Below are 25,417 nucleotides of genomic sequence, written 5' to 3'. Positions count from 1 at the left end.
GTGAGGGCGCAGGAGTACGCTACCAATATGCAAATTTTTTTGGAATGGCTTAAGGTTCACAGCAATCGTATCGCATTTCTTATCGCTGTGATTATTGCCGCTTCCGTTTGTGCAAAAGTGGTTTCGCGCATCTTGCGAAAGCTACTGACACGTTCGGAAATACCTGATGCGTCCATTTTCATCAACCTTTCCTTGGCTGCCATTTGGACTGTTGCCGTGGCTATGGTGTTACAACCGGTATTCGGTATCAATCCCACCACTATCGTCACCGCGCTTGGCGTAGGAGGCGTTGCCATTTCTCTTGGCCTGAAAGACACCATCGCCAACATCATCTCAGGTTTCGGACTTATGGCTGGACATGTGATCCATCCCGGTGATCTGGTAAATATTCAAGGCGTCACTGGCACGGTCGAGGACATTACATGGCGGCAGACCGTCGTTCGAGAACGCAACGGCAATCAGCTGATTATCCCCAATTCGGTGCTCAACACCTCTGCCCTCGAACGACTGACGCAAGAGGACGAGGCTTGCGTCAAGGTCGAGTTTACTGTGAAATCGGGCACCGACGTGAAGAGCGCATCCAAACACATCATCAGCACCCTTAAAACCGCCACGGCTGATATCACCGACCGCAAAAATCCTCCGCAGGTTGATTTCACAGGCTTTTCAGTTGACGGCGTGCAGGGAGAAGCGCTGTTATTCGCCAGCCCCGGTATCGACCAAACTCGTGTGCTCGATTGTGCGGTGCGGGCACTCTCCAAGGAAGACTTCATCGTCTGATTCCTTGGAGACGGTACCAAGCATCAATTGAACAGCGCCGCAATCATCAACATGATGCTCAGCACGATGTAAATGATGGCACCGGGATTGCCGAGCACCGTCTTCACTCGTGTGCCCTGCGGCAGCTCTTCGGGCGCCGTGTGGAACACAAGCTTCTTGCGGTTGCCGATTATCAAAACGATCCCGGCAATGAAGCAAACCCATTTGAACAACGCAAAAATCAAGCACGGGACAAGTTCCATGCCATGACCTGAAATGAGTACTTTGTAAATGTCCGCGGGAATATCGTTCTCGACGGCATTTAAGGTGGAATCACTCATCGGCAGCAACATCATCTGGCTCACGAAGCCGTTCAGGAAGTTGAACGTCATGTGCATGGCTATGGTGTAACGCAACTTGCCAGTACGTACATAAACGTAGGCCAGCAGTAGGCCGAAACCAAACGCGTAGAAGAACTGGAACAAGTTTCCGTGGAACAGTCCGAAGGCGACCGCGGAGACCAGGATGGCCGTTTTTTCACCATATTGCTGCACATGATCAATGAGGAGGCGCCGGAAAAGCCATTCCTCAAAAATCGGAGCGACAATAACGGTGAACAGGAAGAGACTGAACGGGTCAAGTCCTTTGGCCAGCTCTTCGATGCCGTTATGGGCCTGGTTGTTGGACAACAGTGCGGAAAGAAGATTGCCGATCAAACCGCCAACGATGGAAATTGGGAACGATGCCAGCATCACCGTCACGAACATGCGCACACTCATAGTGCTCGTTTTGCGCTTAACTTTCGGCAGCTTACGGAATATCAGCAGCGAAAGGGGTATCGCAGCGACATAGAGCGGACCGTTGCCCAAGATCAGATCAGCCCACATTGGCAGATTCTTGGAAACTTCCAACGCTGAAATGGCCAATCTGATGAGTGTCGTCAAAAAATACCAGATGCCGACCACGAAAACCAGTGCAAAACCAACGGCGGAGAACTGCTTCCGCGCCTTTGCGAGCCAGGCTGTCAACGCCGCCTGACGCGCCGGGTCCATGTGGTACCAAGCGGCATTCGAGGCGGAAGCAGCTGGTTGCTGCGCCGGCTGCATGTACTGAGGCCGTGGTTGTGCTTGCGTCTGCTGAACGTACTGAGTCTGGGTGTATTGAGCCTGGACTTGCGGTGACGGCTGGGACTGCACATAGTGCTGTCCGTATTGCGCTTGCGGCTGCTGAGACGGTGCATACTGCGACTGCATGTACTGAGGTTGCTGCGTCGACTGGGGCTGAGCCTGTTGCGATTGCAGGTACTGCGGCTGTGCCGTCGGCGTCTGCAGACTCGGTTGCTGCCCATATGCCGAAGGCTGGGCAGCAGCCTGCTGCGGCTGCTGCATCTCCTGGGGCGCCCGTTGCACTGGCTGCGGCTGCTGGCCCACCTGCTGGGCTGACTGCAGCGCTTGCTGATTCGTCTCCCGGTATTGCACTGCATCAAGTTGGGGCTGCGTCGAAGGCTGGGGCTGGGTCAAGGAATACGGCTGCCCATAAGCGGGCTGCACACGATGCCCCTGAGCTTCCGTATGACCGAGCGAGGGCTCTGTGCCTGTTGCATCCTCTTCGTGTCTCGGTTCCCCGGGATCAGACATCTGCTCTTGCGAACGCTCATTTTCATTCATACGACACGAGTTCCTTCCACTATTGACGTGGCATATTCATCCGAAAATATGACTACGATGCCCGCCATCCAAATCCATCACTGACCACGATACGTCGAAAACAATTAATCCAAGTCTAGCGTAATGCGCCCTCAACGAGTCTGGTAATCAGATCGCTATAGCTCACACCCGTGGCATCCCAAGCTTTGGGATACATCGAAATCGGCGTGAATCCGGGCATGGTGTTGATTTCGTTGACCATCATCTCACCGCTCGAGGTGACGAACGTGTCCACGCGGGAAAGCCCCGCTCCATCTACGGCCTTGAATGCACGGACAGCCACCTCCTGCAACCGTTTGAGCGTATCGTCCGGAAGGTTTGCCGGCACCTCGACATGGGAAGCTTCAGAATCGGTGTATTTGCTATTGAAATCGTAGAACTGGTCGCCGCCCGTGGCACGATGGTCGAGCACAATCTCACCAGGAAGGGCCGAAACCGGTTCCCGATCAATCGCCGGTGAAAATACAGCGCACTCGATCTCGCGACCTTCGATACCCTGTTCCACAAGTACTTTCCAATCGTGCTTGGATGCTTCAAAAAGCGCCGCGGCCAGCTCATCCACGTCACCGTCGTGTTCCAGCTTGCTCACACCGAAACTTGAACCCGCGCGCGAGGGCTTGACGAACAACGGATAACGTAATTTGGCAGCCCTAAGATTGTTCATGACTTCCTGCGCACCCCGCACGAACGCCGAAGGTACAGCCTCAGTCTGGCTGTCGAACGGTGAGGAACCAACCGTTCCCGACTCGGCAAAGTCGCGTGTCTCGACAGTGACTCCAGGCGCAACGGGGATGCCGGCCTGCAGGAGCAAAGCCTTGGTGAATGCCTTGTCCATGCAGGCGGCTGACGAAAATACGCCGCACCCCACGTAGGGCACACCCATCATCTCCAACAGGCCCTGCACCGCACCGTCTTCGCCGTAAGGTCCGTGCAACACCGGGAACACCACGTCCACGAAGCCCAAAGGGTTGAGCGTGTCGTCCTTTTCCCGCACATAGAAACCGTTGTTGCCGCACGACATATCCAGCACGACCGGCTTGGCCATATTGTCTACATCTGGCCCATCGACGGTCGGCATCGCGCCGTTTGTCAGGTCGAAATCACGCGGATTGGTGCCGCTTACCACCCATTCACCTGCTTTGGTGATTCCAACGGGAATCGGCTCGAAACGCTCGGCATCCATCGCCCTGAGCACTCCGGCGGCAGAAATGCAGGAAATTGAATGTTCATCCGCCTTGCCACCATACAGAACCACCACGCGCCGCTTACGCATATTTCCTCACTTTGCCTTGGAAATCACTTCTGAAACCAAGAGTACACGGTGCAAAGGCAACACAGCGACAGCCCAATCACTCGTTCACAAAGCCGATGCACACCGACAACACTGGTGTCATCTTTTACAGGCCAAATCGGTTCATTGATTGCATGTGAGTATACGTGTGACTCAAAAGTCAACAGGTAGGCACTCACTTGAAATGTGTGACACGAAACATAGTATCTAAACAATTAGCAACTAAACATCCCCTACAATTTCGGTTCCGCCTTTTCAATCAGCATGTCTTTGCATAGCTAGATTTTATGTGGCATAGTATAAAATGATTATGTGGCATAGTATAAGATAATTTCGTGGCATAGTATAGAATAATTTCGTGAGAGTGGATAAGAACGGGCACTGCCCTACGAGGCTTGTGCCGCTCTTAAGATGAGAGAAAAAGGAATTAAATATGGGTAGAAGGTTTGCCAAGGCAGCGATATGCGCGGCCACGGCGCTTGCCATGCCTCTTTGCATGCAGTATGCAGTGCCGTTCGCTAGTGAGTTGCCGGAACATGCGGTGGCGACTAAATCTTCTGATAAAGAAACAGATTCAATGCAGCGTGCTGACGCCAATGATGGGCCCAAGGAACCGTGTCCGACCAATCGGAATACAGCGGTGTGGTGGAATGGCGTATATTGGCGGATTACTAATGATGGCAATGATGTGTGCACTTTGCGTCTTTCTGGTGGCACCATCACCGGAGACATTCAGACCAACGATAATGTTAATATCCCGTGGAAGAGCTCTCAACTAAGACGAAGCATCACGGCGATTGAAATTGAAGGTGACTTGACGATAAAGCCGTCTCGCGGTAATTATCTATTTTCTAATTGCACCTATCTTAAGACCTTCACAGCAACGCAAGGTTTCCATCTTAGAGGACAGCAGTATTCGCTGTTTGCCTGGGATGTATCTCTGGAGCATATTTATGGAATGAAAAATTGGGACACGACTGGCACGACCAGTATGGAGAGCATGTTTGGAAGCTGCCATAGTCTTGCCTCAGTGGACGTGTCTAACTTTGATACGAGCCAAGTTACCACTATTTCCCAGATGTTTGCAGACTGTCCAAAAATGACCTCAGTGGACGTGTCTAAGTTTGACACCAGCAATGTTACGGAAATGTACGGCGTCTTCCATGGTTCCGGTTTCGTGAAATTGGATTTGAGTACTTTTAAAACGAAAAAAGTGACTAGGATGGATGCGCTGGTGTATGGATGCAAGGACTTGACTTCGATAAATGTGGAGAACTTCGACACCAGAGAAGCTACTAACATGAGCATCATGTTCGCAAGATGCCCGAAACTGACTGTTCTTAATTTGTGGTACTTCGATACCACTGAAGCTATGAAACATCAAAGAGATCCCTCCATACCAGCTGACTTGCAAGTTGGTGTGGAGCAAATGTTGCCATCGGGGCTGAAGATGTTGAGGCTGGGCGATTATACCAATCTTAATGCAAGCGCTTTTGCCGAGGTTCCGCAGGATCGTGATTGGGTTAGGGCCGATTCAATGGACGATAATTACAAAGTGCTTTCTAAAGTGGGTAAGACCTCTGATCTTGTTGCTATCGCAAGCGCTAAGGATCGTGACGGTATCTATAGGTCTGATAAGCCAATAATAAAGATTGACCTGACCATCCAGTGGGCGAACGGACAGCCTCCTACGAAGGACACTGCGACCACCGGTCAACCGTATAAGGTCCCCAGTCTGAATGGACGTCAAAATCCTAAGGGTAAATTGTTCTCGAAATGGGTTTCGAGCACCAACCAGTTCAAAGGGAATCTGGTTCCTGAAGGAATGATCACTTTCGACGACAATATTGCAAATCCGAATGTAACGCTCACAGCTAGTTGGGAGACGTTGGAAAAACCGACTGTAAAGGTTGTGCATACAGTTGCCCCTCAACGCAAGACTCCTACTGTTGATTTGCAATCTTCAGCGTCAAAAAGTCCTAAGAACAATGATGAGATACGTGTGTGGTCCACGACGGGATCGCCGCAACAGGCAAAGTTCGATCAAACCTACACTTTCAACGAGAGTGAGAATCCACATAAATGGACTAGCGTAAATGCAGGGAGTATTAGTCCTAAACCCGGTGCACAGTATGAGCTCCATACAACAGAAGCGCGAGTTGATCCGTATACTGGTAACAAGGTTACAAGCGATGAGGGTATCACAAAAGCCACGTTGCCTTATACCACGGTTACTTACTCTAACAGGGGCAGTACTTCTGGCAACCCGCCTGCACCAGTTGAGGTCTATACAGAAACCGATGTCTACGGGAAACTAGAAAAAGGCAAGATTACTTTGCCTCTGCTGGCGAGTGAGAGTGCAGGCGGAATGAAGAACAGTAAAGGTGTACTTTGGGGCTGGCACTTAGAACCCGACTGGCCTTGGCCTGACCCCTACATGAGGGTTCCGCAAGGGGACTACGGCGTGGTTACCAATGATAAAAACACTGATACGAATGGACACACTGACATTACCCTCTATCCAGTCTGGAGGACACCGCTCTTACCAGATTTGAACGGTGCAAACTTCAAGATCAATACAGACGGCACGATTACGATGGACGGAATCAGGCCGAATGGGTTCAAGCGAGACTTCGAGAATGAGGATATGATGGTCTTGGACAACGACGGTAACCAATGGCCGACCACCCTCTGGAAACCGGTGAACATCGATACTGGACGTTGGAGTGCAACAAGCAGACAGCCTGTTGCTCCCGGAAAACACAAGATTACCGCAACGGTCACAGTTTTGGATCATTGGCGTGAAGGTGGGACCCCTTCCGACCCAATTAAGGTTGTTTACACGACCAGCATTGAAAAGACTATAGCCGATAATGGGGTCAGTAGTGTGCCGCTTACTGGTGGTATGCCTCAGAAGCTTGCCATCATGATTGCAGCCGGCTTCGCTGTTGCTTTGATGTTGGTTGCTGCGGTCAGGTTCCTGCGAAATAAACGACAAGAGCACGCAAGGTAGAAAACTTCTGATGAGTGTGTTCTGATGAATGGTGAGATTCCTGCGTAGTAGATGCTGGAACAACTATCAAGAAAATAACAGCACAAGCGAATAACTATTAGTTTTCCCATGACAAACTTTTTGTTTGTCATGGGAAAACTTTTTTACACGGCTAAAGCAGTTACCGATTGCTCTTAATATGTCCGAGACACTTAGGGTTATACGCGAAATTGCGTGTAGGTTAGCTGTGATCGTGTTGGAGTATCTCTGGTTGTGGTCTGTGTGGGGTTATTCCGTTCGACGTCTGTGCCGTATTTGTTCAGACATACCGAGGAAGTGGCGGAGTCGTTCCTAGCTGTGGTGTGACAGACCTGTCCGCTCGAGTTTTCCAAGACCCCAGTCGACACAAAGACGTCCCCAGCGCAGGCCCCGCACCACCATGCGGCACGTCCCGCGTTGATCGTCCTGTTGGCTCACATCGTCCCGCAACAGGCGGTGCATCCCGGCATCCTCATAACAACCCCGACACCCGCACCCATGCAACGAGCCCGAACACACTACGGCTTATCACCCGGAAATTATTCCTCGGTGATGTCACCTGCGAATAACTCTTCAAGCATCTGCTCACAACTCAGACCCCTTGTAAGTACATCATTCATTGCGCTGCACAACGGAGTTTGTACGCCTAGTCTTTCCCCCAATTTTACGACCGCTTGCGTCGTCGGAACCCCTTCAGCAACACCGTTACTGGCTTTAGCCGCCTCTTCGACGCTCATACCACGGCCAAGATTGGCGCCAAACACGTAATTGCGACTCAACGGAGAGCCACAGGTGGCAATAAGATCACCTACGCCTGCGAGACCAAAAAACGTCTTTGTTTCGACATGTAAAGCGCTGCCTAATGCCACGAGTTCCGCCAGTCCTCGTGTCTCGATCATCGCTGCCGTATTCTCGCCATAACCGGCCCCTCTGGACATACCTACCGCAAGAGCAATGACGTTCTTAAGAGAACCGCACATCTCTAATCCAACTACATCGGTTGTAACGAATGCCTTAAAATATGGTGTTGTACAGGCTTTTGCCACAACCCTGGCTTCCATGATATCCTCACAGGCAACGACTGTCGCTCCCGGTTTCCTGTCGGCTATTTCTTTGCTGAGGTTAGGTCCAGAGATTGCGGCAAACCTTGCTGCCGGAAGGCCGCCGAGTGCTTCGCGCACTACTTCATCCATGCGTTTGCCGCTTTCATGTTCGATGCCTTTCATCAGTGATACGACGATCGCATCACTTTCAATCAGTGCGGTGAACGGTTCCAACGCCTCTCGGGCATGCTGAGCCGCGATAGCGACTACAACAATCTTCGCATCTTTCACAGCTTCTGCGCGATCTCCCGTTGCGGTCATGGTTTCCGGTAGACGCTTGACGCTTGGCAGTCGCATGGCATTATGGTGATGATCGCGAATCCCTGTGACGATTTCGGGTTCACGCGCCCACATCGTCACCTCATTGCCAGCGTCGGCAAGTACCTGTCCAAATGCCGTTCCCCAGGCACCTGCTCCGAGTACGGTAACCTTCATATTCTGCTCCTTTGCTATGCCGTTACTTTGTAAAGTCGGCAGACGTTAGTTCACGTCGAGGTTTGCGACTCATCGTCGGATAATCCCAATATCCTGCGGACGGAGGTCGCTCCCCGCGTATTTCGGACATGATCGTCTCCATGCGTTCTCGGATACGCTCGGCAAGCTCGTCCGCCAGCTCTATGGGCGGCTCTTCGTCCCACGAATCGCTGTCCTTGAGCAAATCGCTGTAATCAAGGGCCGCATCGTAACACAACACCACGTTTTTACGTGGCCAAGGCCACCAATGGTTAATACTTGCCGCCCCCCATGTCACCGCGCAGTAAAGCGGCACCTGAAAACCGAGGCGTCGTGAGGATTCCAAGGCGATGACGCCCACCCCGGGTTTCATGCTCATGGGCCATTTGAGCGGGTCGCGTGTTAGGGTGCCTTCGGGCCACACGGTGAGTGGCCGGCCCGAGGTGAGAATGTCGATTGATTCCATTTCTATTTCGACGGCCTTGCCGCTGCGTCGAGGCACGGGCTGCATGCCCACCAGCTGGAACCATTTGCCGATGATTGGCCAACGCATCATTTCGGCTTTGGCCATGTAGCGCGGCCTGCGGCCCATGTGGAACAGTGCACTCATCGGTACAAACACATCGTACATCGTCACATGGGAGGCGGCGGTAATGAAAGGGCCGTTTTCGGGAACATGTTCGAGACCCCAGGCGTAGTTCCTGCTGTGTGCGCGAAGAACATTGGAACAACCGTCGAGCAGTCGCTTGGTGGCTTTGGGGTTTTGGCCTGCGATTTCGGTGGCATTCGGCGTTCGTGGGCCGGTCGGGTAATACTTCGTGGGGTCAACGAGGTGATGCGATTTGGCAAGAAGCGCAACTTGCTCGTTACTGAGTGGCTTGACGGCTGAACGTGGCGAAGGTTTTCCTTTGGAAGTCATGTCTTCTATTGTGCCTCGGGGCGACGAAGTATGAATGTCCTAATTATCGTTGTTTTTCTGGCGGGGCAGGAGGAGCGCCTACTAAACCGAGTCTGGTAAGCGGCGATGCGGTTATCTGGCGCAAGGCAAGAGTGAGACCGAACGTCAGGCAGCTGACGCCGATGATGGCAGTGACCATGACTGAATATGCCCCGTTTTTGACCCACAAGGCAGCTACTCCCAAGCCTGGATACACCTGCCAGAGCATGTAGCTTGCGTACAGACAGGAGATGATGCCGAATGTGATCATCACGCTGCCGACGATCTGTATGCTGGCAGACGATATGCGGCTGCCGAGGCTGTCCATGCCCGATTGACGGGTGAAGACGAGTGCGAGCATCATCAGCCCTCCGCAGATAAGCAATGACATCAACACGTCACTTGGTCTGTGCCAGTGGCAGATAATCAGTGAAATGGCCACAAACCCGCAATATGTGGACTCAACCAAGGCCACTATTGCACGCCAGACTCGTGGCACGGCTACAAGCAAGACAAGCCCGCAGCCGACAGCCAACAGCGTATGCCCTGAAGGAGCAGTATTGTTGGGTGAAGAGGAGATGTTCATCAGCATTGGGCGAGGCAGAAGCATCTTGAGCCATGTGGCGGCATACACAAGAACACCGAAAACGGCCATTTGTCCAAGGAGCAGCCAGCGTTTACGTATCGCGGCCACCATAAACGCGATTGCCGCCGTCGTCAGGCTTATCGCCGGTATGACCCATCGGATGCCTAAGGTGTGCGAGACTGTGTCTAGCCATGTGGGAGTATCGTCGACGACGGCATTCCACACGATCTCATCAAAGCTTTGACCGTCAATCGTGTGCACGCCGAACCAATAGATTCCAGCTGCGCACGCAAAGAATGCCAAAGAAAGCATGAACGCCAGAATACAGCTTGACGGCCTGGGGCGGATGGTCAGCGGGTCAACCCGTGCTAGTCCGGTCTCGGCTTTATCCGGAGCTCTGTTTTCGGAGACCCTTGGAATGTCATCTGCCATATCCGTGCCTATTTTGGGCAGAACAGGGGATTCGAGCGGGCCGATGTCTTTGAAATCGGCGAAAGCGCCAAAACTGGTTGATTCCGAGGAAAGCTCTTCAGGCGACAAGTTAGTCGTAAAAGGTCCGTTCTCACTGCCGAATGCAACGAAATTGACGGTTTCCGGTACGTTGGCATCAGGCACGAATTCATTTGAAGCGTAGTCGACATCGGGAGCATTACCAATTCCGTCGTCAGCATGATCATACACATCGAAGGAAGGCTCGCCAGTAGGAGCTACGTCAGCGTTCACGCTGCCGCCTGTGCCTTGTTTGGTCTCTTGCTTTGGCATCCATTCGGACTCAGATGGCTGCCCTTCCCCAAGTGATGGCAATGCAACGTCGGACTGCGTATGCCCGTACGACGCAGAATCGGAAGACCTGTTAATCGGTACGTCATGTTCGATGGAATCGTCAGTCATAGTTTCAAGTCTAGATGCCGTAGACTACGAACTTGAGCTTGCGGGAATCTTTGGTCGGAAATATCCACAAGTCAAGATTTCGGTCAACCGCGTGAACCTTCTAACCCAGACGGAATGAGGGGGGCTCGCCTAGCCATGGTCGATGCTTGTCGGTGCTGACGTCATATGCCTCTCAGACCCGTCGGAATGTAATTAGGAGAATTATTTATCGATAATATGGTGAATATTGTGCCTGCGTCTCCCCTAGCTCCGTACCCCTGCCTAAAGTAGGAATATGGCCCAGATTTTTGATGCACCTTCGAAGGCGTTACTCCGCAGTCAGATTGCCGAACATATCGCCGAAACCAAGAAGACAGAGAAACGCAATCCGTTGCCTGAAGAGCAGCCTTTGCCATCAGACCGTTATTTTGACCGCGAGTTGAGCTGGCTCAAATTCAATAGGCGCGTGCTCGAGATGGCGGAGGACCCTGATGTTCCGTTGTTGGAACGTGCCAATTTTGCTGCCATTTTTGCTTCGAACCTCGACGAATACTTTATGGTACGCGTCGCCGGTCTCAAACGTCGTATCGACACGGGCATCGCAGTCACCTCGGCCTCGGGCATGAGCCCACGCCAACAGCTCCGCTCGATAAGCGAGACCGCACACGAGCTGCAGACTGAGCATGCTGAACTGGTCCTCAAACGCATTCTTCCCGAGCTGGCTGAAGAGCATATCGTTCTATTGAGCTGGGAAAACCTCACCAGCGCCGAGCAGGAACGACTTTCACGATATTATCGTCAGCAGGCTTTCCCGGTTCTGACTCCTCTTGCGTTTGACCCGGCCCATCCTTTCCCATACATTTCCGGTGGTTCCCTCAATCTCGCCGTCTTGGTGGAGAACCCCGATAGCGGCAAGACTCATTTCGCACGTGTCAAGGTGCCGGACAACCTTAACCGTCTCGTACCCGTTGACGACCTTACCGATGAGAAAAACCATGAGGAGCGTTATGGCTTCATTACCATGGAGAATCTCATCATCGCCCACCTTGAATCGCTGTTCCCCGGCATGATTATCAGGGAGGCGCGTTCCTTCCGAGTGACGCGTAACGAGGATATCGATGTGGAAGAAGACGATGCCGAAAACCTGTTGAACGCTATGGAAAAGGAATTGCTACGTCGACGTTTCGGACCTCCGATCCGTTTGGAGATCAGCAACGCGACCAGCCCGTTCCTTTCTGAGCTGCTGGCCCAACGTCTACGTGTCAGCGAGGATGAGATATACAGGCTTCCCGCTCCTCTCGACATGACGTTTATGTTCGAATTGCAGGGCATCGATCGACCGGACCTAAAGAACAAGCCGTTCATTCCGATCACGAATCGTCAGATCGCCACAGTGGAATCGAGCCGGGCACAGGACATTTTTGCTGCGATTCGCGAGCGCGACATCCTGCTTCATCACCCTTACGACTCCTTCTCAACATCGGTTCAGGCTTTTCTGGAGCAAGCGGCCGCCGACCCGAAAGTGCTTGCCATCAAGCAGACGCTCTACCGTACGTCCAGCAACTCGCCGATTATCGACGCACTTGTGGATGCCGCACACGCTGGAAAGCAGGTGCTCGCGCTGGTCGAGATCAAGGCTCGTTTCGACGAGGACGCTAACATCGCGTGGGCTCGCAAGCTCGAACGCGCAGGTGTGCATGTGGTCTACGGCATTGTGGGATTGAAAACGCACTGCAAGCTCTCGCTTGTCGTACGTCAGGAAGCCGATGGATTGCGACGCTATTGCCACGTGGGCACCGGCAATTACAACCCGAAAACCGCAAGGATGTACACCGATCTTGGCTTGCTGACCTGCGATCCAGTGGTCGGGCAGGATCTGACACGCCTGTTCAATCAGCTTTCCGGATATGCGCCCCGTTCCAGCTTCCACAGGCTTTTGGTCGCACCTCGTACCGCAAGAAACGGCATCATCCAGCGCATCAGGCGTGAGGAGGAAGCGGCGCGCAACGGTCACGAGGCATGGATCAAGATCAAGGTCAACTCCATCGTGGACGAAAAAACCATCGATGCGCTCTACCGTGCCAGCCAGTCGGGTGTGAAAATCGATATCGTCGTGCGCGGCATCTGCGGACTCAAGCCGGGAGTTCCCGGATTGAGCGAAAACATTCGTGTTCATTCCATCCTTGGACGTTTCCTGGAGCACAGCCGCATCTACGCCTTCGCCAACTCGGCGGGCCCGCAGATCGGTGAAGGTCCCGCTTCCGGACCAGAAGTCTGGATTGGTTCGGCCGATTTGATGCATCGCAATCTTGACCGTCGTGTGGAGGCACTTGTGCGCATCGTTGACACTGAGGAAATCAACGCGCTAATCGACTATGTGGATCTTCAAATGGCTGATTCCACCCTGTCGTGGCACATGCAGCCGGATGGTTCCTACATTCGCCATGCGCATGATGAGAATGGGAAGCCTTTGGTCGATTGCCAGGAATTCTTGATCAAGCTGCACCAACGCAGCCGGAAATAGCCACGGGAAGCGTGACGCTCGATGACTTCCGAACTCAAACCGGCACATGTTGTACAGGCAGCAGGGGGAATCCCCTACCGCTGGATCGCCGCGGGTAAAACAAAAAATGTGGATGAACTCGCTGAAAAAGCGAACAAATTTGCCGAAGCTCACGTTTTACGCAACGCCGGCAAACCGAAGCGCCAAAAGCACAAACCACCACTGACCGAAGCTGAGATTCGTTTCCGAGCGGTCATTACGCAGTTGGAAGTCTGCATGGTGCATCGTCCGAAATATGACGATTGGAGCTGGCCGAAAGGCAAGCTTGATGAGCATGAATCAAGCCGGCACGCTGCGATTCGCGAAATGGAAGAAGAGACTGGCGTGCCGGTCGCGTTGGGCCCAAGCATCGGAGAAGTCGAATATCCGCTGAATGCCGAGGGCAAAAACGCCAAGCACACCAAGACCAATACGGTGTACACCAAACATGTGTCCTATTGGATGGCCCACCCGCTTTCGGACGAGGCCGCACAACAGCGTCGCCATACCGTTGGTACCATCAAACGCGCAAAACCGAGCGAAATCGACGAGGTTAAATGGGTTACCATCCCCAACGCCCGCAAGATGCTTTCTCACCCTCTTGACCGCGATATCCTCGATCAGTTCGTGGATCGCATCCAAGAGGGAGCCCTCATGGCACACGAACTCATCATCGTTCGACATGGCAAGGCGGTAGCCCGCAAACGATGGAACGGGGAGGACGCCGATCGTCCCATCATCCCGCGAGGCGCGGCTGCAAGCTTCGCCCTCAATCAGGAATTGGGCTGCTTCGCACCGCAACAGCTTGCGTCCTCACCGTGGATCCGCTGCATGGAAACGCTCGAACCGTATGCCTGGCATACAGGGCTTGAAGTGACACCCCTGCCGGAGCTTACCGAAGATGCTTTCGCAGAGAATCCGGAAGCGGCATGGCAATGCATTTCGGCAATCATCGACGATTTCTGTTTGGGTGAGGACAAACCTTCCACGGCAAGGCACAGCATACAGGCCGGCGTGAAGGCCGTAACCGAATTCAGTGACCGTCTCGAACATCCCCAGGACGAAAGCCATCCAGACAAGAACAAACACAGCACCGATGCCGCAGGTGCCGGTAACGGTGCTGCAACAACCATTTCGACGGACGATAGCAGTGCCACCACGGATCAGCTCGGAGAAGACAACCCAGCGCTCGACGTGCAGAAACAATACAGCCGTGCCATCGCGGTCTGCATGCACCGACCCGTCATCGGCGGCGTCTTTGAACATTTACGAAGTATGTGCGCCTCCAAATCTTTGACCAAGCAGCTTATCGCGAAGTCACCGTACATGCCCACGGGCAATGCCGTAGCATTGTTCATTGTTCGCGACACGGATGGTCCGCGCATCATCGATATTCAGAGGATGGCTCCAGTTGTCTACTAATTCAGTGCATTACAGTTCCGGTTCTGTCAATTCCGCCCATCCGGGCTTTGCACCCGCAAGTACAGGTTCTTTACGTCCGTCTCGACCGGCCCAGCTCGACCCCGCGCTTACCGAAAAGATGGCCGGGGGCATGGATCCTGAGGAAATCAGCGAAATGAGTCACGCTTCGGCCCAAGCTTTGCTTGATCGCGTTCACCATACGCAGGATCCGCAAATCGTGCAGCGTGTTTTGACACTGGTCGACCACGAAGGCGTCGATATCATCGCCGAACTGTGGAGCAAATCGGAACCGGACTCATTGCCGGGCATCCTCTGGAGGCTCTATTTGCTGCGCACATGGATGCACAAGAACCGCCACTCACTGGCGGGCCTGTATCGCATCGCTGAACCGGAGGACACAGCAGCCTCGGCCATCGCTGGCGTCGATACGCCGCCCAGCGCCGACGACATCATGAATACCGCGGATTCGATACTTTCCGGGGCATTCACCGGTGATTTTGCCGTAGCGTTGGAGCGAGCATCCGCATTCGTTGACGTCATCGCAAAAGGCCTGGCAATTCGCGCGAAGACGCTTACGGCCGAGGCGCGCAAAGCGGAGGCCGGAGAAGAGTGCGGCACCATCGCAGCGGCATCACGAAACCCGCGTACCGCCGCTGCCGGGCTATTGCACACCGGAGGCAACCTCATGACCACGTCTACCGATTTCCGCCACGGTGCGAGCCTGTGGCGCCAAGGGAAACTGGAATAGCAACAAACCCAAACCCATGAAAACACATGCATGGCCACGGTTTTGCACGATCCGCGCAACCAATCAACCTCGGTATTATGCGCTGGGCGTGTAGCGACAAGATGGCCGTTTATACTTAGAAGTGCGCTGGACCGTGCTTAAGCCCCGGGCTTCATTTTTTGCCGCTACGAGCGGCGTTCGCGCCGACAGGCGCTTTCACGGTTCGGCGTTTTCTTTCTTTATGCGCACTTCCCGTAAGCGAAATCCGTGAGACCGGGCAGTGGATCGCAACAAAATCGCAGGTCTAGAACGCCGGCATTACGCCGACTCGAGCTTGTAGCCGGAAGGCTGCACACCCGCGGGTTTCCGAGCTGAAATTAGACCTACAGCACAACTTTAAGTTTTCCTGCGTTTTGGTTTTCAAAAAACCACGGCTGGGCCTATCCTTGATAGTATGCAACTTCAAGTTTTGGATCACCCGCTGGTTGAGCACAAGCTCAGCGTGCTGCGGGACGAGAACACACCTTCCAATATCTTCCGCGAGCTGGTTAGCGAGCTGGTCACCCTTGAGGCGTACGAAGCCACGCGCAACCTCGCTGTGGTCGATCGCGAGATTGAAACGCCGATCTGCAAGATGACCGGCAAGCACCTGGCCACGCCGCGCCCGATGGTCGTACCGATTCTGCGAGCAGGCCTAGGCATGCTCGACGGCATGATGAAGCTGCTGCCGACCGCCGAAGTCGGGTTCCTCGGCATGAAACGCGATGAAGACACGCTCGACATCGTCACGTACGCGAACCGTCTGCCCGAAGACCTCACCGGCCGTCAGGTCTTCCTGCTCGACCCGATGCTCGCCACCGGCGGCACCACCGTTGCAGCAACGCATTACCTCACCGAGCGCGGCGCGAAGGACATCACCTCGATTAACATCATCGCCGCCCCCGAAGGCCTCAAGCGTGTCGAAGAGACGCTCAACCCGAACGTCAACCTCAAGGTTGTGGTGTGCGGTGTCGACGAACGCCTCAACGATCACGGCTACATCGTCCCCGGCCTGGGCGACGCGGGAGACCGCCTCTACGGCCTGATTGACTGAAGCGACTGACCGACTGAGCCGACCGCATTCAAAATCGATATTTTCGATTCGTCCCCCTGTAACATCAGGGGGACGAATTTTTTATAACCGTATAACAACGATCACGTCGATTATCAAGGTTTCCGGGACTCCGGACGCCGATACATATAACGCCACACACAACTATAACAGCGTCCGCCATTCCTAGCGCAAAGTCGTACAATCCACTGTACATTCCTCGTAACAATCCAAGGCTGTCCAGTACGCTGGATGCTTTGAATCAACTCGAGAGAAAACAAACGACGGCACAGCAGCTGTTGTTGAGTGCGAGAATGCTTTGTGATTGGAAGAGTGGACTAGGACGACCCTTGTTCGTGCGCTCTTGCAAACATGTGGAATCGCGAGGGCTACTCGCGTGCGGGACCGGTGGTTTGGCGGAGCATCAGCATAGGCTTGAGCACGGAGTGCGGGTCATCCGGCGTCTCATCCTGCATCAGAGTCAGGATTTTTCGAGCTGCAAGACGAGACATTCCCAAGGGATTCTGATGAACCGTCGTCATATTGACCGCAGCGGCAACATCCGTGTCATCGAAGCCGATCACCGACATGTCTTCGGGAATTCGTACGCCGAAACGCTTCAACTCAGCCATAAGCGGCACCGCGAAAGCGTCGGCTTCCACGCAAACGGCCGTGGGTCTCGGTACAGAAGCGAGCAGTTGCGCCGCAGCGACAGAAAGCGCATCATCCAGCGTGCGGTAATCACTCATTTTACCCAGCTCGACATGACCGACCAACTTATCGTCGAACCCCAATCGTTTCGCCGCTCTCACGAATGCCTCGGCACGCAGCATGGTGCTGAACCGGAAATCGCCGGGCACCGGCCAGCCGACAAAAGCAATGCGGGAGTGCCCAAGATTTTTCAGCAATCCCACCGCGTCATCCATCGCTTTATCGTCATCGAGCAGCACCGACGCGTCGAAACCGTCGATTGTTCTCGAATCCAAGCCGACCACAGGAATCGTGAGTTTTTTAAGAATGCCGGTCTGCTTCTCATCGAGGTTGATCGAGGAGACGATAACACCGTCAACATTGCCGTCGAACGGAAGACGGTCCAGGAACGAATCGAGCTGCTGGTGGGTGCTGACCGTGCTAGGAATGATGTCGTAGCCAGCAGGCGAAAGCACTTCATACGCACCTTGCAGCACAGAGGAATCAAACCATGTATTCAGCGCGTCCGAAAACAGCAGCGCCACCCTCATGGTTTTGCCACTGGCCAGCGACGAAGCGTTGCGAGAGAAGGAAAAACGCAGTTTCTTTGCTACATCCTTGACCTTTTCACGGGTCCCTTCATCAACTTTGTCGAGCCCGCGAAGAGCCCGCGAAACTGTCGAGTCAGAAACACCGGCTTCCATCGCGACATCGTGAAGTGTGATCCTAGCCATGGCAAGCCCCCCCCCCAAAAAAAAATCGTTCTTTGCTGATTCTACCGGTCAGTCGCCCCACATCGAAGTCAACGGTGAATCGCTGAAATCTCTCCCATCCGACACGCCGCATCATGTATAGCAAAAAGGGAATCAACGAAGCGATCGATATGCAATTTGACACTTTTCTTATGCAAGCGCTATCATTAATGAAGTTATCACTGACGATAATAATAAAAATTGACATAATACTTTGGTTATATACAGATATAGCTTTCAAACTATAAAGGAGTAGTTATGAGCAACAGTGCCGAATCGCAGAATTATAAAAGCGCTTTCACCGGAGCTGACTTGTGGTGGAAGCAAGCCGTTGTCTATCAGATCTACCCGCGAAGCTTCAAGGATTCAACCGGTACCGGTCTCGGTGACCTCAAGGGCATCACAAGCAAAATGGACTATCTGAAGGAACTCGGCGTTGATGCTGTCTGGCTTTCGCCGTTCTACCCCTCCGAGTTGGCTGACGGGGGTTACGACGTGCAGGATTACCGCAACGTTGACCCGCGCCTGGGCACCATGAACGACTTTGATGCGATGGTCACCGCGGCACATGAAGCCGACATCAGGGTGGTCGTGGATATCGTTCCAAATCACTCCTCACACCTGCATCCTTGGTTCCAGGAAGCACTGAACTCCGAACCCGAATCACCCGCACGCAACCGCTATGTGTTCCGCGATGGCAAGGGCCCCAACGGCGATGAACCTCCGACCAATTGGATTGCGAACTTCGGCGGCTCCGCCTGGACCCGCGTGCCCGATGGCCAGTGGTACCTCCACCTGTTCGCCAAGGAACAGCCCGACTTCAACTGGGACAACCGCGAGGTGCGTGACGACTTCCTGAAGACGCTCAAGTTCTGGTGCGACCACGGCACCGACGGATTCCGCGTCGACGTGGCCGAGGGACTCGCAAAAGACCTCAACCGCAACGATTTGGACAACTACAACGTCGATGCGATGCACATCACCGTCGAGGATGGCACCCACCCGGTTTACGATCGCGACGAAGTTCACGAAATCTTCCGTGAATGGCGCAGCAAGGTGTTCGACAAGTACACCCCAGCCCGTTTCGCAGTCGGCGAGGCATGGGTTCCGGCCTCACGCCAGTACCTCTACGCCCGCCCCGATGAGCTTGGACAGGTTTTCAACTTCAAGTTCGCGGAGTGCAACTGGCTGCGTGACGAAATGCACGAGGCCATTGAGGACGGCATTGCTTCGGCGGCCCGCACCAACGGCTCGACCTCGACTTGGGTCATGGGCAATCACGACGTGCCTCGCAGCGCCTCGCGCTATGCCCTGCCGCAGGTAAAAACCGACAACGGCCTTTACCACGCCGTGGCCAACGATTGGCTGCTGCGCGACGGCTCTACCTACCACGAGGACCGTGAAACGGGCACGAAGCGCGCACGTGCAGCCGTCATGCTGGAAATGGCCCTGCCTGGGTCAGCATATGTCTACCAAGGCGAAGAGCTCGGCTTGTTCGAGGTTCCCGACATTCCGTGGGACGAACTCGAAGATCCGTGGGCTTTCGGCACGCGGCGCGACCTGACCAAAAAGGGACGCGATGGCTGCCGCGTGCCGCTGCCCTGGGAGTCCAAGGCAAGCACGTTCGGCTTCTCCCCTACGCAGCAGGCCGACGGCAGCACCACCGAAAAGCCACATCTGCCACAGCCGAGCTGGTTCTCCGATTATGCGGTGGATGCCGAGGAGTCCGACAACGATTCCATGCTGGCCCATTACCGTCGCGTGCTGAAACTGCGTCACGAGCTGCAGACTCCCGACACCAGCCTGACCTGGCTTGACGACTTCGACAAGCAGACCGCAAACCACGACGGTGCCGACGGCAATCTCGGTGGTTCCATCGCCTATCGCCGCTCCAACGGCTGGGCCAACATCACCAATTTCAGCGCCGAACCCATGGCATTGCCGGAGGGTGAAGTGCTGCTCAGCTCCAGTCCGCTGAACGCAGACGGCAAGTTGCCGCAAGACACCTCCGTGTGGATGAAACTCAGGTAATCCCTTCCTGTCACTGATTTCCTGCGTCGAAGCGACGCCCGCGACATCAATCGCACAGCGCCACGGGCTCCTTCGCCGCCGGAAATCGAAACAGATTCACCAATCTTCAGGAGCGGCCACGCCACAAAACGTCGTAAGTCACCGCTCATACCCATGACATACGTAACCATCACACAAAGGACAATGCAGTCATCATGACAACCGCAACCAATAGTCCCAGCCCGGCACAGCAACCGGCAACCGCACCAAACGGCAACAACGGCACCCGGCCGCGCTTTGAATCGGCCCGCTACATCATCGGCATGTTCGTCTACAACACGCTACTTTACGTGGGCTTCACCATGGTCGGCAGCACGCTTATGCCGCAGCGCCTCAAGGACATCGGCGTCGCGAACCCGAGCGCCACTTTAGGTATGATTAACGGTGTGGGCGCCGTGCTTTCGATGTTCATCAACGTGTTCATCGGTAGCATGTCGGACCGAACCCGCTCTCGTTTCGGCCGGCGTACACCTTGGATTGTCTCCGGTGCCCTTATCTGCGGCATCTGCTTCTATCTGACCGGTCTGCCGACCATCGGTGTGGGCGTAGGCATCGCCTACTGCGTCTCCCTTATCGGTCTGAACATGATGATCGCCCCCATCACCGCGATTCTCTCCGACCGCGTGCCCGAAAAGGACCGCGGCACGGCGTCTGCGGCCTTCGGCGGCGGCGCGGTTATCGGCCAAGGCCTCGGCAACCTTCTGGCGGCCCAGTTCGTGGCAAGCACCAACATCGGCTTCGTCATTTCGGGCCTGATGTTGCTGTGCGCAGGCTGGATATCCATGGCCATCCTTCCACGCGAACAGTCCAACCTCGACACCAAGAAGATCGAGGAACCGGTCTGGAAGGTACTCGTCCACGCATTCACCCCGCCGATCAAGGGCGCTTCGGACTTCTGGAAGGCCTTCATCTGCCGTACCGGTCTGCTTATCGCCTACCAGATGGTCACCGCCTACCAGCTCTACATTCTTGAGGATCGCCTCGGCCAAACCAAGACGGAAGCCGGTGCCATCATCGCAACAATGTCGATTATCACGATGGTCGTCTCACTGATCGCCACCTTCCTCTCGGGCCCGATTTCTGACATCATCAAGCGCCGCAAGCCGCCGATCATCTTCGCTTGCGCGCTGTATGCCATCGGCATCGCTCTGGCATGGCTTATCCCCAACACGACCGGCATGCTCCTCTTCGCAGGCGTCGCCGGATTCGGATACGGCATGTATTCCGCCATCGACCAGGCCCTCAACGTTGACGTGCTCCCCAACAAGGAGAACGCAGGCAAAGATCTTGGTTTCATCAACATCGCCACCTGCGCCGGCCAGGCCATCGGCTCGGTCTTCACCTCGGCCATCGTCTCCATCAGCGGCGGCTACACCATGGTGTTCCCAGTGGCAATCGTCATGACGGTTATCTCGGCGGCATCCGCCATCCTCATCAAGCGAGTGAAGTAACAGTCGCAAAATCAGATATGATTGGTGCCTGTTCCACGTCCAAATATGAAGACGCTGAACAGGCATCATTTTTCATCTTTGTAGCTCAAACTCTCCCGCTATATGCCTACACGGATCTCACAAACATAGCTTTCTATTGCGAAAAAGCGATTTTATTCTATACTGGATGTATTGTCTGCCCTTAAGGGACAAGGAAGTGAAAGCCGTATCCCCTGCGTTTCACGAGGCTCGGCTTCACTAGCCCAATCATTGGGTTATAGGCCAAAAAGAATGGTATAACTAGTCATGCAGAATATGCACAGCAACAATGGAGTTGACCATGATGGACATCAACGCACGTATCTTGAAAGCTGTTGCCGGAGTAGTTTCGACTCTAGTGACATTGTCATTTGCCTTTCCTGCAATGGCAGATGCAACTTCTAAACCAGAGTGCAAGGATTGTGTTGCCAATGTTAAAACTGCTGCAAGACAGCTAACAAGAGAAAACGACGCTCAATCTACCCAAAAAGTTACATCTGTTTTGTCGGCGATTCAAAAGCGAACAGTCATTGCTCATGTTCCTTTCGCTGCTTTAGATATTCAAAAAGCCACTGCATATCACTTTACTTCTCAAGAATCTTCCAACACTTTTGTTACCATTCCAATGCATGGTGACTATAGTTCTCTAAGTAATTTCTCAGTTGAACTGAACACATTTGGCAACATAGTCCAATATAATGAAACCTTGCTAACCAAAAATGAAAAAGACACTTTTACCATCACAGATTATGCTAATGGCAGTCTAAACAAGATGGAAGATACCAATATCACTTATATGACCAATGATGAAATAAAAGAAGCACTGATGCCAATAGGTTCACCGTTGACGCGCCGTATGAGCATTAAACAATGCGCTTCCGCAGTGCTTGGCATCGGAGGAGCATTGGGGGGGTTAATCGCAGCGGTTTGTTCAGGTAGCTGCGTAGGCGCAATTACTGGAGTCGCTGCTCCAGCTTGCCTAGCTTGTGTCGCTATGTTTGTTAGTTTAAGCGCTGGTTCAGGATGGCAATTCATCAATTGCCTGAGAGGCTAGACCGATCATGCGAAACCTACTTTTACTGATTAGCACTATTTCGATCATCTTATTAACTAATGTTATCTTGGCGTTATCTGTTTCATTGTGCCAAACATTTTCATTATTCCGAATGGTCACGCTAATAAGCAGCTTGGCGGTTTTTATGTTCATCCTCTATGTATTTAAGAAGCTGCGCAAACAAACAAATTAACGGTTGTGCAACCGCCTTGATGCCGGTTCATTGGGGTTGCCGTCACGATGTTGCCGCACGCGGCACAGATTGGGTTGTTCATGGCACTTGTAAAACCACGACCAACTCGAGAACACCGCCAGGCCGACGGACAGCTCCTCGCACCCTAAAACAAACACATTTTTACCAATAACCCCAATCATTGCACAGACACAACATTATGAAACTTCAACGCCTTGGCCGCTTTATACTCGCTGCCTAAGCAGTCTTTCCTCACCTTGGACGCGAGGCGGCGACGCCGCGAGCGTTGGCGACGATTTCGTTGATGTGGGCGAGCTCGGCCTTTTGCTCCTCGCTTTGCTGCGGCTGGAACTCGCCATAGCGATGAACCGCGGCAGCATGGATGAGGAAGTCCGCGACTGCTGGATTTTTGGGCAGCAGCGGACCATGCATGTACGTGCCAATCACGTTGTGGACGATGGCACCTTCGGTGCGGTCCTTGCCGTTGTTGCCCCACCCCTCGCGATCGACATGACCGAACGGCTGCACGCCCTCGCGCAGGAAGGTCTGCCCGGAATGGTTCTCGTAGCCGATCACGTCGCCAAACTGCTCGGAATGCTCGACCAAGTTGCCAATCATGCGCGACTCGCGACCTTCCGTATACACACCGAAAACGCCGATGCCGTCGAGCCTGGTGCCGTCAATGGTCTCGAAATACTCGCCGAACAGCTGATACATCCCGCAGATCATCAGCATCGGCACGTCCTCCTGCACCAGCTGGCGCAAAGTGTCCGCCCGCTTGAAGAAGTCGTCGGCAATTTTCTTCTGTCCGGTATCCTGCCCGCCGCCGCCGAGAATCATGTCGACGTGCTCGGGCCACGGGTCGCCCTGGTTGTAAGTGTGCACAATCGGCTCATACCCGTACAGGGTAAGCCGGCGCGTAATAGTCAGCACGTTGCCCCAGTCGCCATAGATGTTCATATCCCTGGGATAGATGGACATTACGTCAAGAGGGCGCCGCTCGTCACGAGATTTCATTACTTCGTCACCTTGATTCATTTCGCTCATTTCCCCACGCCCGCGTCAGACACTTGAGCATATTTGCCGAGTTCCGAACGCACTTTCAGCATTGCCGTATAGGTGCAGTAAATATGCTTCGGCACACCCTGGTCGGCTGTGACGAATTCGCGGACCGCCGCCTCCAGATTCGTGTCGGTCCGGACCACGTTTACACCCTCATAGCCCAGCCGCAGCGCCATATCCCAGGCGCGCACGCCGGACACCATCTTCACGCCCGTGGCGCGCAGCGAGGTGAAATCGACGTCCCACAGCCAGCTCATATCGCGACCGTCCGCGTACTCGTCGTTGATGACGATCATTGTGTCGCAGCCCTCGGGGGCGAAACTCGCCAGCGACATCCTGAAACCCATCGGGTTCTTCACCAGAAGCAGCTCGACTGGAGCGTCACCGACGTTGATGACCTCGCCGCGTCCGAAGGCTGGAGTGACATGCGAAAGCGCCTGCATAAGCCGTTCATCACGGGCCCTGGGCAGCGTCATAACATCTGCGGCATCGATATGATCGGTCACGCATCGCACAACCGCGAGCGCAGCCGCGGCATTGAACAGATTGTATGCACCCTCAAGCTGTACATTCGTCTCGAATTCGGCATCATCCATCACGAATGCGGCTTCGTGGTCGCCGACGTAGTTGAGCACCACATCCGCGGGGCATTGAATTTGTGCCGAATCCTCCATAGCTGAGGAGTCAAGGACGCTTTCCTTCGGATCGGGTGCAGCAGCCATCGGTTTAGCGCCGATTCGTGGCCCATCTTCAACGGCATTTGTGCTCTGGGCGGTGCGGACGCTTGTGTGCCCGCCGTCACCGTCCGTTCCACCGATACCCGCAGAAGTGGCTTTCGCGCTGCCGTTGCCCAAGTCGTCGGCGTGCATGTCATCGTCCGACGGAAACAGCTTGCGCAAATTGTCGGCAAGCCCGAAATAACGCACATGCGTCCCCTCCGGCACAGCCGTGTTCAACGCGGCGACCCGACGGTCCTCACGGTTCAGAATCACCGTGTCGGTAGTCGCTTCGGCAACCTTACCGAGCATTTGCGCCGTGTTGTCAATTTCACCGAATCGGTCGAGCTGGTCACGCATGACGTTGAGCAGCAACGCATATCGCGGCTTGACCTGACGTACGAAATGTACTGCGTAGGCCTCGTCGAGTTCCAGAACCGCGATATCAGCATCGAACTCGCCGGACGCCGAAATTTCGCTCAAGATCGCCGAAACGACCCCACGTGTGAAGTTGGAACCGGTCGGGTTGGTGAACACTTTGAACTCGAGGTTGCGCAGCATCGAGGCTATCATGCGCGTGGTGGTGGTTTTGCCGTTCGTACCGGAGACCAGAATCACGCCATACGGAAGCCGAGCCAGCGTGCGTGCCAAAAAGTCAGGGTCAATCTTCTCGACCACCTTGCCGGGGAACGCACTGCCGCCGTGATGCAGAAGACGCGAAACACCGCGAACAGCTTTGCCGATAACCGGCGTGGCGAAAGCGTTCCAAGGCTTGCGCGGAGCAGACACACCGTCGGAACCGGCGTTATCACCGGCCGTATCGTTACTGTTTTCGCTACTCATGTCATCAGCAACCTCACGTAAAGACAAATCATTCATTGCAATGCCCTCTTT

At 54.2% G+C, this 25,417-nt stretch carries 17 protein-coding genes; 9 read left to right on the top strand and 8 right to left on the bottom strand.

Annotated elements, in window-relative coordinates; genetic code table 11:
* Positions 1-27 precede the first annotated feature (27 nt).
* Positions 28-780: a mechanosensitive ion channel family protein gene (locus GA0061077_RS06465; RefSeq protein WP_091848185.1), complete on the top strand. Its 753-nt coding sequence runs from the start codon at positions 28-30 to the stop codon at positions 778-780.
* A 23-nt stretch (positions 781-803) separates the two neighbouring features.
* On the opposite strand, the gene GA0061077_RS06460 is transcribed toward GA0061077_RS06465, so the two are convergent.
* Together GA0061077_RS06460 and GA0061077_RS06455 are read right to left on the bottom strand one after the other, a co-directional pair.
* A complete protein-coding gene (locus tag GA0061077_RS06460; RefSeq protein ID WP_091848111.1) occupies positions 804-2,426 on the bottom strand; it encodes a CPBP family intramembrane glutamic endopeptidase in 1,623 nt (540 codons plus the stop codon).
* 115 nt (positions 2,427-2,541) lie between these two features.
* Positions 2,542-3,738 (bottom strand): D-alanine--D-alanine ligase family protein, encoded by a 1,197-nt coding sequence (locus GA0061077_RS06455; protein WP_091848110.1) that lies wholly within the window; start codon positions 3,736-3,738, stop codon positions 2,542-2,544.
* A gap of 451 nt (positions 3,739-4,189) precedes the next feature.
* Here GA0061077_RS06455 and GA0061077_RS06450 point away from each other — a divergent pair, with 451 nt between their 5' ends.
* Positions 4,190-6,769, top strand: a complete 2,580-nt coding sequence (locus GA0061077_RS06450) for a BspA family leucine-rich repeat surface protein (RefSeq protein ID WP_091848109.1) — start codon at positions 4,190-4,192, stop codon at positions 6,767-6,769.
* 557 nt (positions 6,770-7,326) lie between these two features.
* On the opposite strand, the gene GA0061077_RS06445 is transcribed toward GA0061077_RS06450, so the two are convergent.
* Genes GA0061077_RS06445 through GA0061077_RS06435 form a run of 3 tightly spaced genes read right to left on the bottom strand, consistent with a single transcriptional unit; the run spans position 7,327 to position 10,757 of the window.
* A complete protein-coding gene (locus tag GA0061077_RS06445; protein ID WP_091848108.1) occupies positions 7,327-8,325 on the bottom strand; it encodes an NAD(P)H-dependent glycerol-3-phosphate dehydrogenase in 999 nt (332 codons plus the stop codon).
* 22 nt (positions 8,326-8,347) lie between these two features.
* Positions 8,348-9,262 (bottom strand): lysophospholipid acyltransferase family protein, encoded by a 915-nt coding sequence (locus GA0061077_RS06440; RefSeq protein WP_091848107.1) that lies wholly within the window; start codon positions 9,260-9,262, stop codon positions 8,348-8,350.
* Positions 9,263-9,305: 43 nt separating this feature from the next.
* Positions 9,306-10,757: a phosphatase PAP2 family protein gene (locus GA0061077_RS06435; RefSeq protein WP_234696549.1), complete on the bottom strand. Its 1,452-nt coding sequence runs from the start codon at positions 10,755-10,757 to the stop codon at positions 9,306-9,308.
* Positions 10,758-11,031: 274 nt separating this feature from the next.
* Between GA0061077_RS06435 and GA0061077_RS06430 the strand changes: the two genes are divergently transcribed.
* From GA0061077_RS06430 to upp, 4 genes are all read left to right on the top strand, one after another.
* Positions 11,032-13,260 (top strand): RNA degradosome polyphosphate kinase, encoded by a 2,229-nt coding sequence (locus tag GA0061077_RS06430; RefSeq protein WP_091848106.1) that lies wholly within the window; start codon positions 11,032-11,034, stop codon positions 13,258-13,260.
* Between the two features lie 21 nt (positions 13,261-13,281).
* Entirely contained in the window at positions 13,282-14,700 is a 1,419-nt protein-coding gene (locus tag GA0061077_RS06425; protein WP_091848105.1) for an NUDIX hydrolase, read from the top strand.
* 4 nt (positions 14,701-14,704) lie between these two features.
* A complete protein-coding gene (locus GA0061077_RS06420; protein ID WP_091848104.1) occupies positions 14,705-15,448 on the top strand; it encodes a hypothetical protein in 744 nt (247 codons plus the stop codon).
* 433 nt (positions 15,449-15,881) lie between these two features.
* Positions 15,882-16,520: a uracil phosphoribosyltransferase gene (upp, locus tag GA0061077_RS06415; RefSeq protein WP_091848103.1), complete on the top strand. Its 639-nt coding sequence runs from the start codon at positions 15,882-15,884 to the stop codon at positions 16,518-16,520.
* Positions 16,521-16,906: 386 nt separating this feature from the next.
* On the opposite strand, the gene GA0061077_RS06410 is transcribed toward upp, so the two are convergent.
* Positions 16,907-17,941, bottom strand: coding sequence for a LacI family DNA-binding transcriptional regulator (locus tag GA0061077_RS06410; protein ID WP_091848102.1), 1,035 nt, complete (start codon positions 17,939-17,941; stop codon positions 16,907-16,909).
* 276 nt (positions 17,942-18,217) lie between these two features.
* Between GA0061077_RS06410 and GA0061077_RS06405 the strand changes: the two genes are divergently transcribed.
* The 3 genes from GA0061077_RS06405 (at position 18,218) to GA0061077_RS06395 (ending at position 22,552) form a co-directional block, all read left to right on the top strand.
* Positions 18,218-19,990, top strand: coding sequence for a glycoside hydrolase family 13 protein (locus GA0061077_RS06405; protein ID WP_091848101.1), 1,773 nt, complete (start codon positions 18,218-18,220; stop codon positions 19,988-19,990).
* A gap of 194 nt (positions 19,991-20,184) precedes the next feature.
* On the top strand, positions 20,185-21,480 hold the full coding sequence (locus GA0061077_RS06400; RefSeq protein WP_091848100.1) for an MFS transporter: 1,296 nt from the start codon (positions 20,185-20,187) through the stop codon (positions 21,478-21,480).
* A 319-nt stretch (positions 21,481-21,799) separates the two neighbouring features.
* Positions 21,800-22,552, top strand: a complete 753-nt coding sequence (locus GA0061077_RS06395; RefSeq protein ID WP_143249630.1) for a hypothetical protein — start codon at positions 21,800-21,802, stop codon at positions 22,550-22,552.
* A 445-nt stretch (positions 22,553-22,997) separates the two neighbouring features.
* Here the strand turns inward: GA0061077_RS06395 and GA0061077_RS06390 are convergent, their stop codons facing one another.
* Entirely contained in the window at positions 22,998-23,783 is a 786-nt protein-coding gene (locus GA0061077_RS06390) for a type 1 glutamine amidotransferase (RefSeq protein ID WP_234696559.1), read from the bottom strand.
* A 5-nt stretch (positions 23,784-23,788) separates the two neighbouring features.
* Positions 23,789-25,402 carry a Mur ligase family protein gene (locus GA0061077_RS06385; RefSeq protein ID WP_234696548.1) on the bottom strand — a complete coding sequence of 538 codons (1,614 nt, stop codon included), beginning with the start codon at positions 25,400-25,402 and terminating at the stop codon, positions 23,789-23,791.
* Positions 25,403-25,417 lie beyond the last annotated feature (15 nt).

Source organism: Bifidobacterium commune, assembly GCF_900094885.1.
In the GTDB taxonomy this organism is placed as follows: domain Bacteria; phylum Actinomycetota; class Actinomycetes; order Actinomycetales; family Bifidobacteriaceae; genus Bifidobacterium; species Bifidobacterium commune.
Note: the sequence above shows the minus strand (reverse complement) of the source record. Positions and strands in the feature narration are given on the sequence as shown.

Coding starts and splice junctions, on each gene's coding strand:
- GA0061077_RS06410 (WP_091848102.1), bottom strand. CDS start 17,941: ATGGCTAGGATCACACTTCACGATGTCGCGATGGAAGCCGGTGTTTCT.
- GA0061077_RS06425 (WP_091848105.1), top strand. CDS start 13,282: ATGACTTCCGAACTCAAACCGGCACATGTTGTACAGGCAGCAGGGGGA.
- GA0061077_RS06450 (WP_091848109.1), top strand. CDS start 4,190: ATGGGTAGAAGGTTTGCCAAGGCAGCGATATGCGCGGCCACGGCGCTT.
- GA0061077_RS06460 (WP_091848111.1), bottom strand. CDS start 2,426: ATGAATGAAAATGAGCGTTCGCAAGAGCAGATGTCTGATCCCGGGGAA.
- GA0061077_RS06395 (WP_143249630.1), top strand. CDS start 21,800: ATGATGGACATCAACGCACGTATCTTGAAAGCTGTTGCCGGAGTAGTT.
- GA0061077_RS06445 (WP_091848108.1), bottom strand. CDS start 8,325: ATGAAGGTTACCGTACTCGGAGCAGGTGCCTGGGGAACGGCATTTGGA.
- GA0061077_RS06385 (WP_234696548.1), bottom strand. CDS start 25,402: ATGAATGATTTGTCTTTACGTGAGGTTGCTGATGACATGAGTAGCGAA.
- GA0061077_RS06405 (WP_091848101.1), top strand. CDS start 18,218: ATGAGCAACAGTGCCGAATCGCAGAATTATAAAAGCGCTTTCACCGGA.
- GA0061077_RS06400 (WP_091848100.1), top strand. CDS start 20,185: ATGACAACCGCAACCAATAGTCCCAGCCCGGCACAGCAACCGGCAACC.
- GA0061077_RS06465 (WP_091848185.1), top strand. CDS start 28: ATGCAAATTTTTTTGGAATGGCTTAAGGTTCACAGCAATCGTATCGCA.
- GA0061077_RS06455 (WP_091848110.1), bottom strand. CDS start 3,738: ATGCGTAAGCGGCGCGTGGTGGTTCTGTATGGTGGCAAGGCGGATGAA.
- GA0061077_RS06435 (WP_234696549.1), bottom strand. CDS start 10,757: ATGACTGACGATTCCATCGAACATGACGTACCGATTAACAGGTCTTCC.
- upp (WP_091848103.1), top strand. CDS start 15,882: ATGCAACTTCAAGTTTTGGATCACCCGCTGGTTGAGCACAAGCTCAGC.
- GA0061077_RS06440 (WP_091848107.1), bottom strand. CDS start 9,262: ATGACTTCCAAAGGAAAACCTTCGCCACGTTCAGCCGTCAAGCCACTC.
- GA0061077_RS06390 (WP_234696559.1), bottom strand. CDS start 23,783: ATGAATCAAGGTGACGAAGTAATGAAATCTCGTGACGAGCGGCGCCCT.
- GA0061077_RS06430 (WP_091848106.1), top strand. CDS start 11,032: ATGGCCCAGATTTTTGATGCACCTTCGAAGGCGTTACTCCGCAGTCAG.